Source organism: Streptomyces asoensis (assembly GCF_016860545.1).
Taxonomy (GTDB): Bacteria; Actinomycetota; Actinomycetes; order Streptomycetales; family Streptomycetaceae; genus Streptomyces; species Streptomyces asoensis.
The window spans coordinates 1,681,308-1,701,977 of the sequence record NZ_BNEB01000002.1 but is presented as its reverse complement, the minus strand read 5'-3'; the positions used below and the strand labels follow the sequence as shown (position 1 = coordinate 1,701,977).

Here is a 20,670-nt window from a genome sequence, read left to right as displayed (position 1 = left end):
CGGGAAGCCGCGCTCGGCGGAGCGGGATGCGCGGTGGTGCCGGGTGGTAGGGGGCGGGGACGGGCCGGTCGCGTGCGGCGGCCGGCCCGTCCCCGTCGGCTGGACCTCAGCCGCCGCTGGGCACGGCGGTCGCCTCACCCGGCATGCCGAGGGCGAGGTGGTCGATCTGGGTCTCGGTCAGCGCTCCCTGGAAAACCCAGATGTCGGACAGAGAGCCGGGGAAGTACTGGCCGGACGTCGTCCCGCTCGTGTCCCGCCCGAGTTGCAGGGTCTTCGCGGCCTTGTAGGTCAGCACGTCGTCGGACCAGGACACGATGTCGGTGCAGCCCGTGTCGTCCTGCACCCCGTCGTCGTCGGCGTCGGCGCAGGCGGTCTCCTGGAGCTCGCCGTTGACGTAGAGGCGGAGCTCCTTGGCGAAGCCGTCGTAGACGAGGGCGACGTGGTTCCAGTCGGTGGGACTGTAGAACATGCCGTTGCCGATGTCGGAGACCGCGGCGGAGTCGCTGTCGGAGTCGGCCGTGGTGATCCGCCAGCGGCCGGGATCGGTGGACGGGTTCGCGCTGGGTTCGTACCGGACGGCGAACGCGCTCTTCCTGGTGCCGGGGGCGCTCATGACCGTGACGGGAGCCGTGGGTGCGGCGGCCGCCTGGACGTAGGCGCTGACGGTGAAGCTGGTGCTGGTGTCGACCGGCACCACGGGGGCCGCGGCATAGTCGTCCGTGCCGTCCAGGGCGACGGCACCGTCGACCCATCCCGCGTCGGTGCGGGCGCCGTTGTAGAGGGTCATGGCGTTGCCGGAGGAAGAGGCGTCCGGCGAGACCGGCGGAGTGCCCGTGGCGGTCTCGAACTTCCAGCGGCCCTTGACCACCGCCCGCTGCTTGAACAGCTGCTGCACCTCACCGGCCGACACCGGCCGGTCGAAGAGCCGCACGTCGTCGATCTGGCCCGGGAAGAACGAGGTGGGCACCCCCTGGAAGGCGCTGGCGCCGATCTGCACGGCCCCTCCCGCGTACCAGCTGGAGGGCAGTGCTGCGGTGCCGGCCAGGGTCCCGTTGACGTACAGGGACAGCTTGTCGGCCTCGGTGTCCTGCACGCCGACGAGATGCGTCCACTCACCGCCGTACGCGGTGGTGCCGTCGGGCTGCATGGCCCGCACCACCGTGGAGTCGGCGGTGTCGGCGCTGTGTTCGTTGAACACCCAGCGGTCGTAGGAGTTGGAGTAGTACAGCTCGGGGCCTGTCACCGTGGTGCCGATCTGCGAGGCGACGGTCGCGGCATGTGCCGGTTTCGTCTTCGGCAGCTTCACCCAGGCCGAGACGGCGAAGCTGTACGAGGTGTTGATGTGCGGGCCGCTGGTGGCGGCGTAGTCGTCGGTGCCGTCCAGGGTGAGCGCGTTGCCGTCGACTCCCGCGGCACCGGTGGTGGCGCCGCCCTTGAGGACCGCCGGGTTGACGTCCGCCCGCCCGCTGAGCACGGTCGCGTCGGCCGCGTCGTCCAGGTGGAAGACCGCGCGAGCCGGGCGGCCGGCGCCGATCGAGTTGGAGCTGTACAGGCTGGACACCTCGGCGGCGGACAGGGGCTTCTCGAAGGTCTTCACCTCGTCGATGGCGCCCGGGAAGGGCGAGGTGGGTGTCCCGCCGAGGAAGCTGCCCCCGATCACCAGGCCCCGGCGCGCGTTCCACGCCGTGCTGTAGGAAGTGGTTCCGGCGAGCGTGCCGTTCACGTACAGCTTCAGCAGCTTCTCACCGGCCGCGTACATGCCGACCAGGTGGGTCCACTCCCCCGCCTTGACGCCGCCGGCCGCGGCCTGCATCGCGCGCACGGGGGTGGCGTCGGCGCTGTCGGCGCCGTACTGGTTGAACACCCAGCGGTCGTAGCCCTTGGAGTAGTACAGCTCGAAGCCCGGTGCGTTGTTGCCCCGCTGGGAGGCGACGACCGCCGCTCCGGACGGCATGGCCGAGAGCTTCACCCATGCGGAGACGGAGAAGCTGACGTCGGTGTTGATCGTGGCGATGTCGGTGGCGGCGTAGTCGTCGACGCCGTCGAACTGCACCGCCTTGCCGAACTTGCCCTCCACGTTCGGTGTGGGAGCGCCGTGCAGGGCCGCGGTCTGCTCCGGTGCGCCTCCCGCGACCTGCGTGGCGCCGGTCGCCTCGTCCATCGACCAGTCGGCGCGTTCGAGCTGCCCCGACTTGACCCGGAACTGGTAGGTGCGGATCTCGGAGCCGTTGCCGGCGGCGTCCCAGGACCGCGCGGTGAAGGTGTTGAGGCCCGGCTTGAGCGGCAGTACGGGAACGGTCCTGGCCGCTCCGCCCGAGGTAGTCACCGTGTTGGCGGACACCGGGTCGCCGTTGATGCCGTACCAGTACTTCGTGACGTCCGAGACGGCCCCCGTGATCACGAAGTCGCCGTACTGTCCCACTCCGTCGTACCAGGGGTCTTCCGGGTCCTCGGGATTCGAGGCCGGGTAGATGGCCGAGGCGATGGTGGGCGCTTTGGGCACGCTCTTGTCGTACACGAAGTAGCAGGCGGTCGGGTCGCCCGTGTACGACCAGGGCGAATACTGTGCTCCGTCGTAGGAGTGGACGTACCAGTTCACCGTCTTGTCGGGGGGTACGGAGGACGGCAGACCGATGGCGAAGTCGGAGCCGGACTTCTTCGCTGTCGTCAGTCCGGACTTCCAGCGGGTGACGACGCCCTTGCCGTCACCGGTGTCCCAGCTCGCGCGGAACTCCACCGACACGGAGTCGCCGTCGGGGTCGGTGACGTCGTTCGCGTAGATCTTGCCCAGAGTACGCACGCGCGCTGCGCTCGCGGGCTTCTTGCACGATCCGCCGTACTCCATCGTGAGCTGCGACATCTTGACCTGCGGAGGCGGCCGGTTGTACTGCACGCGCAGGTAGGCGTCGTCCGAGAACCGCTTCCAGGCGTAGCCGTCGCTCTCGCTCGCCGCCCTCAGCCCGAAGGTCATGGTCGACCACTTCTTGTCCGCGGCCTGCTGCACCGCGGACTTCACGTCGAACTCCGCGTCCTTGGCCGCGCAGCCCGTGAAGCCGTAGGCGAAGGACGCCGTCCTGAGGTGATCGATCCAGAAAGCGTCGTTGTCCTGCGAGTTCCACGTGGTCGACGAGGAGATGTCCTTGGTGCGCCAGAGCTCCACGCTCTTGGCGGTGCACGACGCCGACCAGGTGTTGCGGACCACGAACTCCGCCTGGAGCACGGTGCGTCCGGCGAACTTCGAGGTCGGGATCCGGTAGAAGAGCCGTTTGGTGTCGTACGGCGCGCAGTACGACCAGTTGCAGTAGCCCATGCCCGCGTCCGAGTCGCCGTTGAACTTCCACTGCGGGGACGACGCCCAGTACTTGGAGGCCATGGTCCACGCCGTGGCCTTCGGGGAGTACCACTGCGGGTCGATGAACACGGGGTACACCGTGTTCTTGCCCTTCAGGACAGTGCTGTCCGGCGTCAGCACCAGCGTGTTCTGCCCCACGGGCACGTCCACGCCGACAGGCGCCACGTTCGCGGACTCCGCCGCGACGGCCTCCGGCGCGTCGGCGTCGCCCGCGGCCGGGGACGCGATGGCGGACGCCGACGCAGCGGCACCGGCCGTGTCCGCCGCACCGGCGGCCGCACGCTTCGCGGTGCCCTGCGCCGCCGCCGATGCCGTCGGCGTGGCAGACTGTGTCGCCGCGGGTGTGCGGGTGCTCGAGTCCCACATCACGGGACGGGGGGCCTCGAAGACGGCGCTGCCGGCGCCCCGGTCGATCGCCGCCAGGCCTCCATCACCCGTCTCCTCGACCCGCAGCCCGCCGGCTTCCATGGCCAGGTGCAGGGACTTCAGTTCGCTGCTCGCTGCGGCTCCGGCCGACTTGACGACCAGGAGCTGGGTGAAGCCGTCCTGCTGGGCCGTCATCCGCAGATCCACGCCGGGCAGCACCTCGGGATAGGTGACGGTGTTCGCGTCCAGTTGCGGGGCAGGCAGCTCCCCGGGCCACGACAGAGCCAGCTCGCGGCCGTTCTTGGTCATGCGCACCAGCGGGGCCGTGCCGCCGCCGGAGAACGTCAGGCCGACCGTCGTGGCCTTCGGCGTCACCGCGCCGTCCGCCGCACGGGTCAGTGTGGTGTCGATGTCACGCCACACGCCGTCCACCCGGGTCCGCACCGGGCGCAGGTGTTCCCGCGCCTCCAGGTGTCCTTGCGGGGTGGCGTACACCTCACTGCTCTCACCGCGCAGCGAGGCGATCTCCACCGGTTTGCCCGTGCGTGCGGCCCGGGCGAGCGCCTTGGAGTCCTCGCCCGCGCCCTCATCCTGCCCGGACTCCCGGGAATCGGCTGTCCCGTCCGCCGCGGGGGCCGCTGCGCTCCCGTCGGCCTCGACGGCCGAGGCGCCGGCGTTCCCGTCGGGCACCGCCGCGGCTTCCCCGGATGCGCCCGCCCCCAGCACCAGGGCCGCGCAGAGCACGACGCCGACGGCACGCAGCCGACGTCTCCCCCCGTACGTATTCATATGAACTACTCCCCCACAAAGCCCAGTTGAGCCACAACCGTCGTTCGTCGTACCGACGGCAAGGTCGCAACTTACGGGCGGGGCAAGCGCGTTCACCAGAGCCTCGCGAGCGGACAAAGCAAACAAGATCTACTTACCGGCCGAGCCCGGACGTGAATTACTTCACGTTTGTCACGCAGCTTCACCGCGCTTCGGCACGGGTGACCCTTTTGTCATGGACCCTTGCAGCGAGGGATCCCGGCGCGTCGCCGACGTCAGGTGTCCGCGCCCTGCGCGGCAGGCAGCAGCTCGGCCAGTTCGGCCGGGTCGGGGCGATGGGCCGACTCGGCCGCCTTGCGCAGAGTGGCCCTGCCGACCTTGTCCACGTCGGCGCTCAGCCGGATCAGCACGCCGTCCGCGGGTACCGCGTATTCGTGGTGATCACCCGCCTTGCGGTACCAGGCGTCGCCGTCGCGTTCACAGGTGACCCGCTCGTCCGACCCGTCGACCAGCGGCTGCCGGGGACAGCTCTGCGCCGTCAGCGTGCCGCGTTCCCCGAAGAGACCGAACCGGGCGGTCCCCGTGTCGGACCGGTACACGGCGGCGAACCCGCCATGGCCGTACGCCCCGACCGACTGCGGCTCCACGGTGAAACCGTGGACGTCGGTGATCCGGACGAGTTCCGGGGCGACGCCCCAGGCGCGCGCGGCAGCGTCGAGGCCCGAGGCGTCGGCGGCCGCCCCGGGCCGTGTGTCTCGTGTCCCGCCCTCGTCGTCCGTACCGCAGCCCGTGACGAGGACGGGCAGCAGGAGGAAGGGAAGCAGCGCACGCGCGGTTCGCATCATGCGCACATCCTGTCGCACAGGAGCGCCCGTCGGTCCGCCTCCGTTCGCGTGCCCTGCCCGGCTGAGCGGGCGCGCGGGAACAGGAGGCAGCCGGACGGTCATACCTCGCGGACCTGTTCTTCGTGCAGCGGCCGACGGTCCCCCGCTGTTGTACCGGTAAGGCTCGAACTCCCTTGTGTGATCAGGGACTTCCAGGATCTGTTGCGCTTGAAGGGGAGTTCGAAGAGGCGGGAGAAGGTCCGGGCCGCGAGGACCGAGACCGGGAGGGCCACCGCGAGGGTGAAGACGAAGGTCGGCAGGCCGGGGGAGACGAAGTGCGGCGCCACCCGGCGGATCACGGCCATCACGATCGGGAGGTGGATCAGGTAGAGGCTGTAGGAGAAGTCCCCGAGGCTCCGGACGGGTCGTGCGGTCAGGAGCCGTACGAGGAGGGCGGGGCGGCCGGTGGCCACCGCGGCGATGAGCATCGTCATGGCCGGGGCGATCGCGAGGTCGATCCAGAAGTAGTGGTGGACCGTCCAGACACCGCCCCGCAGGACGATGAGCGCCACGACGGGCAGGGCGGCCAGAAGGGCGAACCAGGCCCACGGCAGCCGCCGGACCCTGTCCGCCGCGACGACCACACCCGCGCCCACCATGCCCGCCACGAACACGGGGGCCAGATGCGGAGTGAGCCAGTTGTCGCCCTCCACCGGGTTCGAGCCCGCCGCCAGCAGACCGCCGACGACCACCGGAAGGGTCACGCCCACGACCAGGGCCACCGCGTTCAGCCGTCGCCGCACGAGGAGCAACAGCGGGAAGACGACGTAGAGTTCGGCCTCCACGGCGATCGACCAGAACGCGCCGTTCGGCGTCGGGGCGGTGAACACGTCCTGGAGGACGAGCCCGTACACCAGGACCGATGATCCGGTGGGCGGTCCGAAGTGGGAAGCCGGCACCACGAACAGGGAGATGACGAGACTCATGGCCAGCGCCGCCCAGTAGGGAGGCAGAATGCGCCAGGCACGTCGCCGCAGGAACTCTCCGACACCCCCGGAGCGCCAGCCGTGGCGCGCCGGGGAGATCGCCAGCGAGAACCCCGACAGCACCAGGAAGAAGACCACCGCGAGCCGCCCGAACATCAGCCCGTCCAGCCACCACGGTGCCGAACTGCTGGGGTAGCCCGGGAAGGTGTACAGCCAGCAGTGGAAGAGCACCACGTATAACGCGGCCAAGCCCCGCAGGCCGTCCAGCCCCGACACCTGCCCCCGGACGGGCGGTCGGCTCTCCCCCTCCTCCTGTCTCACCGGGACGGCCGGGTCGAGAGTGCTGCTGACCGAACGGCTCGAATCCACTGGAATCCTTCAACCCCTTCTCGGACACCGTGCAGGCCTCACGCCGATGATGCCTCGACGACCGCCGCCCGGTGCAACGACAGCGGCAGGCGTGTGCCCGCCGACCTGTCTGCCTGGCCGTGACCGGGCGGCACAGTGTCCCCCCGGTCGACTGGTACGAGAGGTGCGGCCCGGCGGTTCAACGGACAGACCACCGAGATCCTCCTTCCTCCTCGGCGCCCGCCGATTCCGGACATCTGCTGCCCGCCCCCTCCCGGGCAGCCTGGATCTCCCGGTCCGGCGGGATGCTCTACTGGCCGCATGGGCAGCTCGTACATGGACTACCGCGAACAGGGTTTCTGGGCACGTGACTTCCAGGCCGAGGTGTGGCTCTTCCTCCTGTCCGAGGAGGCCGCCCGCCTCACCGGGCGTCCGGACTGGCTCGACGCGGCGAGGAGCGACTGGCACCTCCAGGCCACGGCCGGCTTCACTGGCTTCGTCTCGCCGTGCCTCGACGAACACCTCGGCACCGCGCCCGACAGGGTCGCCACCGTCCTCGCCCTGTCGCTACGGCTGCGTGAGCGGCTGCTGCGATGGGCCCCGGCCATCCCCAGGGATGTCGTCAACGGGTTCGGGACCGGGGGCCACGGGTCCTCCTTCGGCCGGGACCTGGACACGGACGTCCTCCTGAAGTTCGCCGACGCCTTCGAAGCCCTGCTGCGCGGGGAGATCACAGGGGGGCCGGGCACGGTCGAGGCGTACTGACCACCGCGTCCGAGCCACGGCCGTAGTCTCCCGCCCCGGCGGCGGCCCGCCGCCGCTGCGTCCCGCTCGCCTCAACCGTGCCGCACCAGCAGGTCGATCACCCCCGTCAGGTCCTCCGCGCCACCCCCCTCGGCCAGGCGGCGCCGCATGAGCGTGAAGTAGGGGCTGAGCAGTTCCGGGCTGACCCCCTGTTCTTCGGCGGTACTCAGGAACGTCGGCGTGCCCGCCACCTGCATGGCGAGGCTGGAGACGACGCTCCCCGTGTAGTCGCCGCTGCGCAGCCGGCCGGCGGTCGTGTGCACCGACGGGGCCATCGCGACGAGCCAGTCGGCCAGCAGCGGGGCGAGCGCCGCGGGATCGATGTCCTCCTTGCGGATCAGGGCGAACGCGTGCGCGGCACCGGCGAACATCCCGTACATGGCGCTCAGCAGGGCCACGTCGTACAGGGCGGCGAAGCCCGCGTCCTCGCCGACGTGGACGGTGCCCGCCGGGACGGCCAGGGTCTCGCGGTGCCGCTCGAACACCTCCGTCGAGCCGCTGTAGAGGACGTAGCCGCCCGCTTGCGCGGCACCGATCATGGGAGGGACGGCCATGACGGCGCCGTCGAGGTAGCGGGCGCCCCGCTCGCGGGACCGGGCGGCACGTGCGCGGGCCTGGGCGGGGGTGCCGGTGACCAGGTCGACCAGGTCCTTGCCGGCCAGATCGGTGCCGGCCAGCACCTCCTCGACCGACGCGTCGTCCAGCAGGCAGACGACGACCAGGCCGTTCGCCGCGACCGCCTCGGCAGCGGTCTCCGCGACCGTGGCGCCCTCGGCGGCGAGCGCGGCGGCGCGGGCCGGGGTGCGGTTCCATACGGTGAGCGGATGGCCGGCCGCGAGCCAGGCGCGGGCCAGTGCCGTGCCCATCGCGCCGAGGCCCAGCAGGGTGACGGGTGTCTTCTCGACAGGGTGGTGTGTCATGCCGATTAGGCTGGCCGCAGGGCCGGAGGTGATCAAGTACGCACTTGGCGGTGGGTGGTTACCCCGGGGTGAGCCGGCACGTCAGAAGGGTGGGGCATGACGACGCTGAACCGACCGGGCGCACCGCAGGGGCACGTCTGCGGGATCGACGCCGCGATGGAGGTGATCGGCGGCAAGTGGAAGGTGCTGATCCTCTGGGCACTGCACGAGCAGCCCTGCCGTCGCTTCGGCGAGTTGCGCCGGCTGCTGCCCGGCATCACCGAGAAGGTGCTGGCCTCGCACCTGCGTGAGCTGGAGGCGGACGGTGTCGTGCACCGCGCCTCCTACGACGAGGTGCCGCCGCGCGTGGAGTACTCGCTGACCGAGGACGGGGTGCGCCTCAACGCCGCGCTCGGGCCACTGGCCGCCTGGGGGCGTGAGCGGTCAGCCGGTCGAGGTCCGCGGGAGTAGCCGGGGGGGGCCGGCCCGGCACGCGGCACGCGAGGAGCGTCGGCGGCGGGCCCGTGCGTCGGCGGCAGCCGTCCTGGTGGACGGGCCGTGCGTCTGCGGTGCCGCGTGGGTGCCGCGAAAAAGCCCGCTTCGCGTGGCGCGTGGCCACGCGAAGCGGGCTTCCCGGGCTTCCCGGGAGGGGCTGTCGCCCGATCAGCGAGCCGTCGGTCAGCCTTCCGTGCGGGCCGGCAGGCGCCATCCCGGGCGCGGGAAGTGGCAGGTGTAGCCGTCGGGGTAGCGCTCCAGGTAGTCCTGGTGCTCGGGCTCGGCCTCCCAGAAGGGGCCGACCGGCTCGACCTCGGTGACGACCTTGCCCGGCCACAGCCCGGAGGCGTCCACGTCCGCGATGGTGTCCTCGGCGATCCGCTTCTGCTCGTCGTCCACGTAGTAGATCGCCGAGCGGTAGCTGAGGCCGATGTCGTTGCCCTGGCGGTTCTTGGTGCTCGGGTCGTGGATCTGGAAGAACAGCTCCAGGATCGTCCGGAAGTCGGTCTTCTCGGTGTCGAAGAGGATCTCGATGGCCTCCGCGTGGGTGCCGTGGTTACGGTACGTGGCGTTCGGCACGTCCCCGCCGGTGTAACCGACCCGGGTCGCCGTCACCCCCGGCTGGCGGCGGATCAGGTCCTGCATTCCCCAGAAGCATCCGCCCGCGAGCACGGCCCTCTGCGTCTGCGCTGCCATGTCGGCACCTTTCGATCTGTCGCCTCCGCCGTGCGCTGACCGCTCGCACACCGTCGGCTTCCGTTCTACGTGGCTACAACAGCGCGTGGGAGGGCCGAACAATTCCACGCCCGCGGGTCCGGTCCTTGCGGAGGCCCCCCGGGCAGGGTTCGGGGGCGGCCGCGGCTCTGTCGCGCGGGTGCGCCGTACGGTCGGTCGGGGCCCGAACGGGTCGGACGCGGCGCGCCTCGGGGCGGCGGCCCGGCGCCCGTGCAGGATCGGTGGCGCGGTGGCCCGGCGACGGGTCGCCCGGCACCGCACACCGCGTGAAGGGGTCCAGCCTTGCGACCGTTCGACGACCCGTTGTTCCTCTCCCCCGCCGACCGAGCACCGGCACCAACAGCGACACCGGCACCGGCACCGGCACCGGCACCGGCACGAACCCTTTCCGGAGCCCGCTCCCCGGGCGTCACCGCATGAGCGCCGCCGCACCCGGGGACGGGCCGGGCGTCGGGCGCTACGGCGAGGACGTCTTCCGTCCCGAGCAGGCGGGCGAGGACGAGCGCATCGACCTCGGTGCCCTCGCCTACGACGACATCACCATGGCCCGGCTGCGGGCGCTCGGCGTCGGCCCGGGGTGGCGCTGCCTGGACGTGGGCGCCGGTACGGGCACGGTCTCGCGCCGGCTGCTGGAGGAGGCCGGGGTGACGAGCGTGCTCGCCGTGGACCGGGACACGCGCTTCCTCCGCGCACGGCCCCCCGTGCCCGGCCTCGATGTGCTGGAGGCCGACCTCACCGCCCCGGGTTCCGTCCGGGGCCGTTTCTCCCTCGTTCACGCCCGCTTCGTGCTGATGCACCTGGCCGATCGGGAGCGTGTCCTCTCCTCGCTGGCCGCGCTGGTCGCGCCCGGCGGTCTCCTGGTGCTCAGCGACGCGGTGGACCTGACCAGCGACCTGTCGCCCGGCACGCCGTACGGCGACGCCATGCGGGCGATGTGGCAGGGATTGCGGGCCACCATCGGCACGGACGTCTCCTGGGTGCCGTCGTATCCTCGGCTGCTGCGCGCGGCGGGGCTGCGGTCCGTCGCCGCCGAGATCCATGTGCCGCCGCTGCTGCCGGGCGGTCCCCTCAGCCGTTTCTGGGCCGATACGTGGGAGCGCAGCCGGGAGGCGATGCTCGCCACCGGCCTGGTCGACGACGCGTCCCTGGACACGGCGGTCAGCTGTCTGGACTCCGGCGACTGCGCCGCGCTGTCGGCAGGCATGCTCACCGCCTGGGGCCGCAAGCCTGACGGGACCGACGAGACCGACCAGACGGATGCGACCTCAGAGGGCTGAGGGGCTGGTGACGCCGTCACCGCCGGTAGGCCGACGCCGTCACGGTCACCGCCGGTACGCCGGACACCAGGCGCGTCGGCGGCGGACCGTGTACCCCGGCCTCGCGCTCACCACGCGCGGATGAGCAGCAGGGCGATGTCGTCGCTGGGCGGCCCGAACGGCTGGGCCTGGTCGACCAGGGTGTCGGCCAGCGTCTGCATGCTCTGCGCGGGGGCCAGGGCCAGCCGGCGGGCCAGGCCGTCGATGGCGTCCTCGATGTCCACGCCCGGGGCTTCGACGAGTCCGTCGGTGTACAGCGCGAGCAGGGCCCCGGGCGGGAGCGGGATCTCGGTGGCGGGATAGTCGGCCGCGGGGTCGATGCCGAGCAGCAGACCGGGCCGCACGGGAAGCACCTCGGTGCGGCCGTCCGGGTGGCGCACGATCGGGGGCGGATGCCCGGCCGTCGCCAGACAGGCGTGATGACGGGCCATGTCGAGGGCGAGGTAGGTGCAGCTGGTGAACAGGCCCGGGTCGAGGTCGGTGAGCAGGCGGTTGGTGCGGGCCAGGACCTCGCCGGGAGGCGCGCCCGCGCTCGCGTGGACGGCGGTGCGGACCTGTCCCATGAGCGTGGCGGCCTGCACGTTGTGCCCCTGGACGTCGCCGATGGCCGCCGCCGTCGTCTCGTCGAGGCGGATGAAGTCGTAGAAGTCGCCGCCGATGCCCATGCCGCGGCCGGCCGGGAGGTAGCGGGCGGCCACGTCGAGCCCGGGGACGCAGGGCAGCGTACGCGGCAGCAGACCGGCCTGGAGGTTGCGGGCCAGGTGGTGTTCGGCGTCGTAGAGGTGGGCGCGGTCCAGGGCCTGCGCGATCAGCCCGGCGAGGGCCGTGAGGACGGAGCGTTCCTGCGGGGCGAAGTGATGGGGCCGGTCATAGGCGAGCACCATGGAGCCGACGGGGCGGCCGGTGGTGATCAGCGGCAGGAACGCCCACGAGGACATGCCGTCCTGGAGCACGGCCGTCGGATGTTCACGTCTGAGCTGAGCGAAGTCCGTGAAGAAGCGGGGGTTGCCGGTGGTGAGGACGCGCACGGCGGGCGTGTCGGCGGTCAGCGGGATCGCGTCGAAGCGGTCCATCAGGTCGGCGGGGAAGTTGCGGTAGCCGATGATCCGCAGTCTGCCCTCCTCCGCCGTCATCAACGCCAAGGCCCGCGCCCCGAAAGCCGCCTGGACCTGGTCGGCGACCCTCTCCACGACGTCGTTCACGCCGACGGCCTCGGTGAGGGCGACGGCGAGGTGGGTCAGGGCGTACAGGGCGGTGGCCCGGCCGGGTTCGGCGGGCGGCGCGGGGCGGACGAGGAGCGGCGGGTCCGGGGTGTGGGCCGGCGGGGTGCGGACGACGCGCACACTGATGCCGGTGGCGTCCGGGTAGAGGTGGAAGGAGAGCCAGTGGTCGGGCGGGCGCAGCGTGGTGAAGGACGTGGCCCGGCGGCTGAGCGCGGCGGACCGGTAGCGGTCCTCGGCCACCGGGGTGTCCAGCCACGGCAGCGCCTCCCAGGGCCGGGCCCCCAGCAGGTCGGGAACACCGACGCCGAGGAGGTCCGCGGCGGCGGTGGTGATGAAGGTGATGCGGCCGTCGATGTCCAGCGAGCAGCAGCCGTCCGGCAGGCGCTCGGCGAAGTCGACCGCGGCCTGTGCCTCGTCCTGGTCGGCGGAGCGGCCGCGCGACGGGGGCAGGATGCGTGGCTCGGTGCCGGCCAGGACCGGCCGGCCCCCGGCGGCGGCCTCCCGCAGGATCGCGCCCAGACGGTCGCAGACCTCCCGGATCGCGTCGCGCTCGTGCGCGCTCAGCGTCGGGGGGTGCGAGGCGGGCCAGTGCAGCACCAGGCCGCCCCAGACGTTCGGGCCGGTCGCGACGGGAGCGGCCGCGAGGGCGAAGGCATGGGGCAGGACCAGCGCCATCTTGGGGTAACGGCGGGCCCGTTCCTCTTCGTTGCCGATCCACACCAGTCGGCGCTCCCGTACGGCGTCGGCCACCGGGGTGGCCGCGTCCAGCGTCACCTTCGCCCAGGGAACGGCGATCCGCCACGAGACTCCGCTCAGCAGCGCCATCTGGAGGGCGGGCTCGTCCGGCAGCAGCAGATAGAGGGCGCCCACGCTGGCGCCGCTCTCCTGCGCGAACCGGAGCAGCACCCTCTCCAGCCGTCCCGTCGGCCCCTCCTGGCCCTCTGGCCCCTCCGGCTGTCCCGGCTCCTGCCGCTCCGGCGGGGCCGGAGGTTCGGGTGATGCCCGCGGCCCGGGCGAGACCAGTGGCGCCGGCGGACCCTGTCGTCCGGACGGAGTCGGCGACGCCTCCAGCGGGCTCGGCGGTGCCTGGCCCTCCGGCGACGCCTGCCGTTCCGAGGACGTCAGGGATTCCGACGGCCTCAGCGGCCGCGGCGACGGCCCGGATGCCGACGGGCCGGAACCCGGAAGGTCATCGGCGGACGCGCAGTCGGACACGCGCTCACCTTCTCCCGTAAGCACCGGCCGGTGCGGGCAGGCAACCGGACGGCCGCCCCGTGACGTGCGCCGTCGCCGCCGTCCGGTCTCCTGCCGGGCCGGTCGGGTGCCGTCGACGGGCGGGCACGGCCACCTGCCGCCGCGCCGGACGCGGACACGGGCACGGGCGCACCCGGCCCGACGGCCCTCGCGCGGGGGCTCGGCTGCGGCAGTACGGAGCACCACCCATATACGGACCATACGCCCGCCGGATGGCACCGCCCACTTCCCCGTGATCGCCGCACCCCCTGGGCATATCGTCGTTCTGACGATATGGTGTCGGTGCCGCCGGGCGCAGCCGAACCGGAAAGCTCCGAACGCGTCGACGAGCTGCCGCACGGGCGCGAGCGCACGCCGTCCGCCGCCACCATCGAGAGGGTCCCGCCTTGGCTCCCGCACGCAGCACTCCCGCCCGGTCAGCCGGCGGCACCAGCACGCTCCGTCTCGTCCCGCAGGACCCCGAGTGGCTCCACGACTTCCGCGAGACCCACGACCTTCTGCTCGCGCCGTACCACGCGGCCTGGTCCGCCAGGCGGCGCGGCGTGCGCGAACACCTCGCACCCCCCTACCCGGCGGGGCTGGAGGATCTGAAGGGTCTGGACGCGCCCGCCGCCCTTGACGCCTGGCGCAACGTCCACCGGGCCTTCCCTCCCGTCCTGCGCGGACGCACCCCACGGACCGCGCGGGACCCCGCCCGCCGCAGCCTTCTGCGGGCCCCGGACGGCGGACGCCTGGTCCCGCTGCACCCCGTCCTGCTCGACGAGGCCGACGTGAAGGCGCTCGTCCGCGTACGACGTGCCCTCCGCGCCGGAGCGAGGGCCCGGCCGTCACTGCTGGTGACCCACGGCACCGACGGCTCGGTGGCCGTCGAGGCCGTGCCCGGACCCGGTGACTACCGCGGCACGGTCGACCGGACCGTGGCGGTCCTCGGTCTCTCTCCGGACGAGGACGTCGAGTTGCTCGCCGCGGCCCTGGCCCCCGCGGCGGCCGGCGCACGACCGCACCGGGTGGACCTCTCCGAGCAGGAGCACGCGGCCTACGGGCGTTTCGCCGACCGGCTCGCGGCGGCCGCCATGACCGGCCTGTTCGCGGGCGACCGGGCGGTGTTCAGGAGCCGGTACCGGGCGCGGGGGACGGACCCGCTCGTGTCCGCAGAGGGCCGCTCCGTCGGGTGATCCCCGCGGAAGGCCGGAGGCTCACCACCTGCGGCAGGCGAGCGGCACCACGCCGAGGGATCCCGCGGGGACCGACCGGCATCGGCCCCCTGCGCCCCTGGCGCCCGCCGACCGGGCATGCCATTGACCAGGGGCACGGCCCTGACATGGAATACGCCTACCGCCGCGCCGCCGGCGTCCCGGCCGACCAGCAGGAGCCCCATGTCGCACTCCGCCTCCCCCGTCGCCCTGTTCGCCATGGACCCGGTGCACCTGGGAGGACTCTTCCCGCCGGCGGTGATGGAACGGCTGCGGCAACTGGCGGAGATCGACCCGGAGTTCGTCGTACGGGACTTCTCCGATCCGGCGGCGGCCGTCGCACTGGCCCGGGCAGAGGTGCTCATCACAGGCTGGGGCTGCCCGCACCTCGGGGCCGAGGTGCTGGAGGCGGCACCTCGCTTGCGGACCGTGCTGCACGCGGCGGGCAGCGTCCGGCAGTTGGTGGGCGACCCGTTCTGGGAGCGGGGGCTCACCCTTTCGAGCGCGGTGCAGGCCAACGCGCTCCCGGTCGCGGAGTACACGCTCGCCGCGATCCTGCTCGCCGGGAAGGACGCCTTCGGGCTGCGCGAGCGCCTGCGGACCGAGCGCGCACATCCCGGCCCGGCGGAGTACGCGAAGGTGGGCAACCTCGGTCGCCGGGTCGGCATCGTCGGCGCCTCGCGCGTGGGCCGGCGGGTGCTGGAACTGCTGCGGCCCTTCGACTTCTCGGTGAACCTGTACGACCCCTACGTGGACGCGGCGCAGGCCGCGGACCTGGGCGCCGTCTCGCTGCCGCTCGACGAGCTGCTGCGCACCAGCGACATCGTCAGCGTGCACGCCCCGGACATCCCGCAGACACGCCACATGCTCAGCCGTGAGCGGCTGGCCCTCATCCCCGACGGGGGCGTGCTCATCAACACCTCGCGCGGTGCCCTCGTCGACCAGAACGCGCTCGTCGGCGAACTGACCGGCGGCCGGCTCAGCGCGGTGCTGGACGTGACGGACCCCGAGCCGCTGCCTGCGGACTCGCCTCTCTTCGACCTCCCCAACGTGTTCCTCACCCCGCACATCGCGGGATCCCTCGGCAACGAACTGGCCCGCATGGGCACCACCGTGGTGGACGAACTCGAACGCCTCGTCGCCGGCCGGCCTCCGGCCCACCCGGTCCACCGGGCAGCACTGGCGAACAGCGCCTGAGCCGGGGGCCGGGCCCCGGGGCGGCGCACGGCATGATCGGTACGGTGGTGGGGCTGTACGACGAGAGGGGTTGCGGACCGTGGACGAGCAAGCGGGGATCACGACGGCGAAGGAAGCCGCGGACCACGAGTTGATCCTGGCCTTCGGGCGCTTGCAGGGGGCGGCGAACCGTCTGGAGTACATCCTCGGCCGGGCGCTGGAGGTGGAGTGCGGGATCAGCCACCTGATGTTCGAGGTGCTGCTGATCCTGGGCCGCGCGGGCGCTCCGGGTCTGCCGATGCGGGCCGTGGCCCAGGAGCAGGTGCTCACCACGGGGGGCGCCACCCGCCTGGTGGACCGCATGGAGGCCGCCGGGCTGGTGGCGCGGGCCGAGTCCCCCGAGGACCGGCGCGGGAAACTGGTGACGCTCACCGCGCTGGGCGAGGAGACGGCCGTCCGGGCCTCCCGGGTGCACGTGGAGAACATCAAGCGCTATTTCGTGGAGCCGCTGCCCGCCGGGGACCGTGAACGGTTCGCCGAGGATCTCCGCATCCTCAGCCACTCGGCCCGGGACACCCTCCCGCGCCTGCCCTGACCTGCCCTGACGCGGCCCGACCGACCCGACCTCACCCGCCCCGCCCTGACCTGACCTGACCTGCGGACGGTCGACCCGGGCACGCACTGCCGCGCCCTCCCGAGCACCGCCGAACCGGACCTCCGCCGAGGGCGGCCAGACATCCATGATCAGGGCCCCGCCTGGAAATATCTGACGAGTCAGCTACTGTTGTGTCAGGTGAAGCGTCCGCACCCCGTGGACCGCACCCCTGTGCCGAGGTTCCCGATGAAGCTCATCTACGTTTTCGACGCCTACTGCGGCTGGTCGCACGGATTCTCCGGAACGCTGCGTGAGGTCCTCGCCCGGCACCCCGAGCTGCCGGTGGACGTGATCTCCGGCGGACTGTTCACCTCGCAACGCCGGGTGCCGATGCGCGGCTTCGCCCACATCGGGAGCGCCAACGCCGAGATCGGCAGGCAGACGGGCGCCCGGTTCGGCGAGCCGTACCGGCGGCTCGCCGCCGAGGGTTCCTTCGTGATGGACTCCGAGGCCGCCGCCCGCGGGCTGGCGGCCCTGCGGCACGGCGCGCCCGACCGCGCCGCGGAGCTCGCTGTGGCGCTTCAGCGCGCGTTCTTCCACGATGGACGAAGCCTGTCCGCTCCGGGCACGTACCGGGAGCTCGCTCACGCGGCGGGCCTGGACGCCGACCGCGTGGTGGCCTCCTTCGAAGGGCCGACGGCCCGGGCGGAGGCCGAGGCCGACTTCGCGCGCGCCGCCGCACTCGGCGTCGGGGGCTTCCCCACGCTCCTCGCCGTCGACGGCCCGCGCACCGTCACCCTGGCCCGCGGCTACGCCACCCCCGACGAGGTGGACCGCCGTCTCGCCTCGCTCGGCGCCACCCACGCCTCCTGATCCGCCGTTCCACCGTCCCCCTCAAGGAGCACACCATGAGCACCCTCTCCTTCAAGGTCCTCGATCTGGACTTCCCGGCCGGCAGCAAGAACAAGACGGCCACGCTGGTCACCGGCGAGGAGGAGGCCCTGCTGATCGACGCGGCCTTCACCCGGGCCGACGGCCACCGCCTGGCCGCCGAGGTCCTCGACTCCGGCAAGAAGCTGACCACCGTCTTCGTCAGCCATGCCGACCCCGACTTCTACTTCGGCGCCGAGGTCGTCGCCGACGCCTTCCCCGAGGCGAGGTTCGTCGCGACACCGCTCGTCATCGAGCACATCCGGGACTCCTACGAGGGCAAGCTCAAGGCCTGGGCGGCCCTCGGCCCGAACCTGCCCACCCGGCTGGTCGAGATCGAGCCGCTGACCGGTGACCTCACGCTCGAGGGCCACCGCTTCGAGCTCAAGGGCGGTCCGGCCGCGCTGGCGGACCGCCACTACCTGTGGCAGGCCGACCACCGCGCGCTGCTCGGCGGCGTCCTGCTCTTCCAGCAGGAGCACGTCTGGGTCGCCGACACCCCCACCCCCGGCGACCGCGCCGCCTGGATCGGCCTCCTGGACGAGATGGCCGCGCTGGAGCCGGACCTGGTCGTGCCCGGCCACCGGCTCCCCGGCACCGCGGCCGACGCCTCCGCGATCGCCGCCACCCGCGCGTACCTGCTCGCCTTCGAGGAGGAACTCGGCCGGACCGCCGACGGCGCCGCGCTCACCGAGGCGCTGGTCGGCCGCTACCCCGGCAACGGCATGCTGATCGCCGCCCAGATCGGCGCCAAGGTCGCCAAGGGCGAGATGAAGTGGGGCTGACATGAGCGACTTCGACACCTCCGCGGCGCCCGCCGACGTCGTACGGCGCCAGTACCTGGCGTCCGCGGCGGGCGACCTGACGGCCCTGCGCGCGACCCTGGCCCCCGACGTGGAGTGGACGGAGATGGCCGGCTTCCCCCTCGCCGGCACCTACCGCACCCCCGACGGCGTCACGAGCAACGTGATGGAGCAGCTGGGCAAGGACTGGGAAGGCTGGACCGCCCACGACGACACCTATGTGGTCGACGGCGAGAACGTGGTCGTCCTCGCCCGCTACACCGCGACGAACCGGGCCACGGGCAAGCCCGTCGACGTCCGGGTGGCGCACCACTTCGTGGTGCGCGGCGGACTGATCGTGCGCTTCGAGCAGTTCGTGGACACCGCGCTCGTGCGCGCGGCGATGCCGAACTGATCCGGCGGACGCGCGCGGGCCGTGGTGACGCACGGCCCGCCCGCCCGTCGGTGCACGAGCCCGTCAATGCACGCGTCCGTCGGTGCACGCGCCCGTCAGTACAGGCGGGTGTAGGCGCCCCAGCCGGTGCCGATCCTGACCGTCGCCCCGAACGAGCCCGCCGCGTTGCCCTTGTTGAGCAGCAGTCTGCCGTCCGCGTGCCGCGAGACCAGGTCCGGGTAGCCGTCCCGCGTCACGTCGCCGGCCACGAACATCTCCCGGCGCCCGGCGCCCCAGTCGCTCAGGAGCAGCTTGCGGGGCAAGAACCGCCCGCCTCCCAGGCCGTCGTAACGCCAGACCTCGCCGCCGCTGTCCCTGGCCACCAGATCGCCGAAGCCGTCGCCGGTCAGATCGGCGGCGCCGAGGATCGTGCAGCCGTTCCAGCCGGAACCGATCAGGACCGGCCTGCCGTATCCGGTCACGCCCACGTGACCGGGGTACAGGTAGAGGCGGCCGGTCGACGCCTGCCGGGCGATCAGGTCCGGCGTGCGGAACTGCCCGTCGTCGTCGGCCGCCGGGACGATCACGTCGAAGCCGGCCCAGCCCGCGCCGACCAGGGTCCGCGGGGTGGTCGGGGTGACGGGGCTGCCGCAGCCCGGGGCGTAGCGCCACAGGTCGCCGTCCGGGGTGCGGGCCACGACGTCGCCGCAGCCGTCGCCGGTCAGGTCCCCCGCCGAGACGAAGCGGGTACGGGTGTCCCATCCGGTGGACGTCCAGGAGCCGTTGTCACGGGAGAGGTGGTGGAGGGCGAGCTTGCCGGCGCTCGTCATGGAGAACATCTCGCCGTAGCCGTCGGCGTCGGTGTCCCGGAAGGCGCTGCGTCCGCCTCCCTCCCGGGTCAACGTCAGGGCGCCGCTGGTCAGTTCCCGCTCTCCCGTGCCGTCGCCCGAGTCGACCCCGAGCGTCCAGGTGTACGCGCCGGAGGCGGCCGGGACGCCGTCCGCGTCGGATCCGTCCCAGCCGGTCTGCACCGAGGCGCCCTCGCGGGTGCGTCCGCGGATCTCCTTCACGAGGTTGCCGTACGGATCCTTGACGGTGAGGGTCCAGGACGCCGCCGGGCGGCTGAGCCGCCAGTCCCCTTCCCAGGGGCCCCAGCCGTTGTCGACGGAGCTGTCGGTGACGGCGACCGGCCGGCGCGGCACGGTCACCGACCGGAGGTGGATCCTGCCGTCCGTGTCCGTGAACGCCACGTGACCGCCGAACCGGTCCACGTCCCACGGTCCCGCCGGCACGCCGGAGACGAAGGTCTTCTCCACGTACGGGAAGCCGCCGCCCCGGTGGAAGTCGAGCAACTCCATCCGGCTCACCGCCGGTTCGTGCCAGACGAGGAACCCGTCGCCCATCCGGACGCCGTCCTGCGAGGGGACGGCGATGTTCCTGCCCGTCGCGAAGTCCCACACGCCCGCCCTGGCGACCGAGGGGCAGCGCCAGTAGAGCCACCGGCCCACCACCTGGAGCTCCTCCGCCGTGCACCCCGTCCCGAGGTCGAGGTCCGCGGACTCCGTGCGGCTCTTGATCTCGAACGACTTGACGGTGCCGGGCCGTTCACCGCGGACCCACACGGTCGTCCCCCAGACGGACGCGGGCCGGCCTTCGGCGATGTACTGCGCCTCGGGGTCTCCGTCCAGGTCGCCCACGCGGGTGTGGAATCCGTCGTACACGGCGATGTAGCGCCCCGCCGCCGAGGTCAGCCGGTCCTCGTCGTGCCCCCACTGGAGGTCGCGCTGCTTCGGCGCGCGCGTGCCGCCCACCGACCGGTGGACGCCCGACGGGTCCTGGTAGGCGATACGGCCGTCGCCGAGGCCCCACAGCCGCGCGTCGAACTCCGAGCAGGACGAGCCGGGTTCGCCGGGGCACGGGTAGGCGTTCCAGAAGTCGTCGACGGCCAGGCGGCGCGGGCCCGCGGTCGGCACCCCGGTGACGGCGAGGTCGTACTCGTAGAGGCTGCGCCGGCCGGCGTCGTCGGGGCGGCCGGTGACGTGGAGCCGGCCGCCGGACAGCGTCAGGCCCTCGGGCGGCACTACGGCGCCGTCACGGGTCCCCAGGGTGATCACCACGTCCTCGGCCGCCCTGGCGCCGCCGGGTCCGGCGACGGCGTTCCCGGCCGACACCACGGAGGCGCCCAGCGCCAGTACGGTGGCCGCCACCAGAGCGGAACGGATTCTGTGCC

At 72.7% G+C, this 20,670-nt stretch carries 16 protein-coding genes; 9 read left to right on the top strand and 7 right to left on the bottom strand.

The window, feature by feature from the left end; genetic code table 11:
* Positions 1 to 106: 106 nt before the first annotated feature.
* The 3 genes from Saso_RS10465 to Saso_RS10455 all read right to left on the bottom strand — a co-directional run bounded on the left by Saso_RS10465 (position 107) and on the right by Saso_RS10455 (position 6,545).
* The gene (locus Saso_RS10465) at positions 107 to 4,507 is read right to left on the bottom strand and encodes a LamG-like jellyroll fold domain-containing protein (protein ID WP_189918845.1); all 4,401 of its coding nucleotides are present in this window, start codon (positions 4,505 to 4,507) and stop codon (positions 107 to 109) included.
* 254 nt (positions 4,508 to 4,761) lie between these two features.
* On the bottom strand, positions 4,762 to 5,331 hold the full coding sequence (locus Saso_RS10460) for a hypothetical protein (protein WP_189918843.1): 570 nt from the start codon (positions 5,329 to 5,331) through the stop codon (positions 4,762 to 4,764).
* Positions 5,332 to 5,429: 98 nt separating this feature from the next.
* Entirely contained in the window at positions 5,430 to 6,545 is a 1,116-nt protein-coding gene (locus Saso_RS10455) for an acyltransferase family protein (RefSeq protein WP_229901108.1), read from the bottom strand.
* A gap of 420 nt (positions 6,546 to 6,965) precedes the next feature.
* Between Saso_RS10455 and Saso_RS10450 the strand changes: the two genes are divergently transcribed.
* Positions 6,966 to 7,409: a hypothetical protein gene (locus Saso_RS10450; RefSeq protein WP_189918841.1), complete on the top strand. Its 444-nt coding sequence runs from the start codon at positions 6,966 to 6,968 to the stop codon at positions 7,407 to 7,409.
* Positions 7,410 to 7,480: 71 nt separating this feature from the next.
* Here the strand turns inward: Saso_RS10450 and Saso_RS10445 are convergent, their stop codons facing one another.
* Positions 7,481 to 8,368, bottom strand: a complete 888-nt coding sequence (locus tag Saso_RS10445; RefSeq protein ID WP_189918839.1) for an NAD(P)-dependent oxidoreductase — start codon at positions 8,366 to 8,368, stop codon at positions 7,481 to 7,483.
* Positions 8,369 to 8,464: 96 nt separating this feature from the next.
* Between Saso_RS10445 and Saso_RS10440 the strand changes: the two genes are divergently transcribed.
* On the top strand, positions 8,465 to 8,818 hold the full coding sequence (locus Saso_RS10440; RefSeq protein WP_189918837.1) for a winged helix-turn-helix transcriptional regulator: 354 nt from the start codon (positions 8,465 to 8,467) through the stop codon (positions 8,816 to 8,818).
* A gap of 207 nt (positions 8,819 to 9,025) precedes the next feature.
* Here Saso_RS10440 and msrA read toward each other — a convergent pair whose 3' ends face one another.
* Positions 9,026 to 9,538 carry a peptide-methionine (S)-S-oxide reductase MsrA gene (msrA, locus tag Saso_RS10435; RefSeq protein WP_189918835.1) on the bottom strand — a complete coding sequence of 171 codons (513 nt, stop codon included), beginning with the start codon at positions 9,536 to 9,538 and terminating at the stop codon, positions 9,026 to 9,028.
* 455 nt (positions 9,539 to 9,993) lie between these two features.
* On the opposite strand from msrA, the gene Saso_RS10430 reads away from it, so the two are divergent.
* Positions 9,994 to 10,854, top strand: a complete 861-nt coding sequence (locus tag Saso_RS10430) for a class I SAM-dependent methyltransferase (RefSeq protein ID WP_189918833.1) — start codon at positions 9,994 to 9,996, stop codon at positions 10,852 to 10,854.
* 107 nt (positions 10,855 to 10,961) lie between these two features.
* On the opposite strand, the gene Saso_RS10425 is transcribed toward Saso_RS10430, so the two are convergent.
* The gene (locus Saso_RS10425; RefSeq protein WP_229901107.1) at positions 10,962 to 13,022 is read right to left on the bottom strand and encodes a SpoIIE family protein phosphatase; all 2,061 of its coding nucleotides are present in this window, start codon (positions 13,020 to 13,022) and stop codon (positions 10,962 to 10,964) included.
* A 734-nt stretch (positions 13,023 to 13,756) separates the two neighbouring features.
* Here Saso_RS10425 and Saso_RS10420 point away from each other — a divergent pair.
* The 6 genes from Saso_RS10420 (at position 13,757) to Saso_RS10395 (ending at position 18,461) form a co-directional block, all read left to right on the top strand.
* Positions 13,757 to 14,545, top strand: coding sequence for a hypothetical protein (locus Saso_RS10420; protein ID WP_189918831.1), 789 nt, complete (start codon positions 13,757 to 13,759; stop codon positions 14,543 to 14,545).
* Between the two features lie 201 nt (positions 14,546 to 14,746).
* Positions 14,747 to 15,760: a hydroxyacid dehydrogenase gene (locus Saso_RS10415; RefSeq protein WP_189918829.1), complete on the top strand. Its 1,014-nt coding sequence runs from the start codon at positions 14,747 to 14,749 to the stop codon at positions 15,758 to 15,760.
* Positions 15,761 to 15,839: 79 nt separating this feature from the next.
* Positions 15,840 to 16,334, top strand: a complete 495-nt coding sequence (locus Saso_RS10410) for a MarR family winged helix-turn-helix transcriptional regulator (RefSeq protein WP_189918827.1) — start codon at positions 15,840 to 15,842, stop codon at positions 16,332 to 16,334.
* Between the two features lie 246 nt (positions 16,335 to 16,580).
* Entirely contained in the window at positions 16,581 to 17,207 is a 627-nt protein-coding gene (locus Saso_RS10405; protein ID WP_189918825.1) for a DsbA family protein, read from the top strand.
* A gap of 35 nt (positions 17,208 to 17,242) precedes the next feature.
* Entirely contained in the window at positions 17,243 to 18,049 is an 807-nt protein-coding gene (locus Saso_RS10400; RefSeq protein WP_189918823.1) for an MBL fold metallo-hydrolase, read from the top strand.
* 1 nt (position 18,050) lies between these two features.
* Positions 18,051 to 18,461 (top strand): nuclear transport factor 2 family protein, encoded by a 411-nt coding sequence (locus tag Saso_RS10395; RefSeq protein WP_189918821.1) that lies wholly within the window; start codon positions 18,051 to 18,053, stop codon positions 18,459 to 18,461.
* Positions 18,462 to 18,556: 95 nt separating this feature from the next.
* Here the strand turns inward: Saso_RS10395 and Saso_RS10390 are convergent, their stop codons facing one another.
* The gene (locus tag Saso_RS10390; protein WP_189918819.1) at positions 18,557 to 20,647 is read right to left on the bottom strand and encodes an FG-GAP-like repeat-containing protein; all 2,091 of its coding nucleotides are present in this window, start codon (positions 20,645 to 20,647) and stop codon (positions 18,557 to 18,559) included.
* Between the last annotated feature and the right edge of the window lie 23 nt (positions 20,648 to 20,670).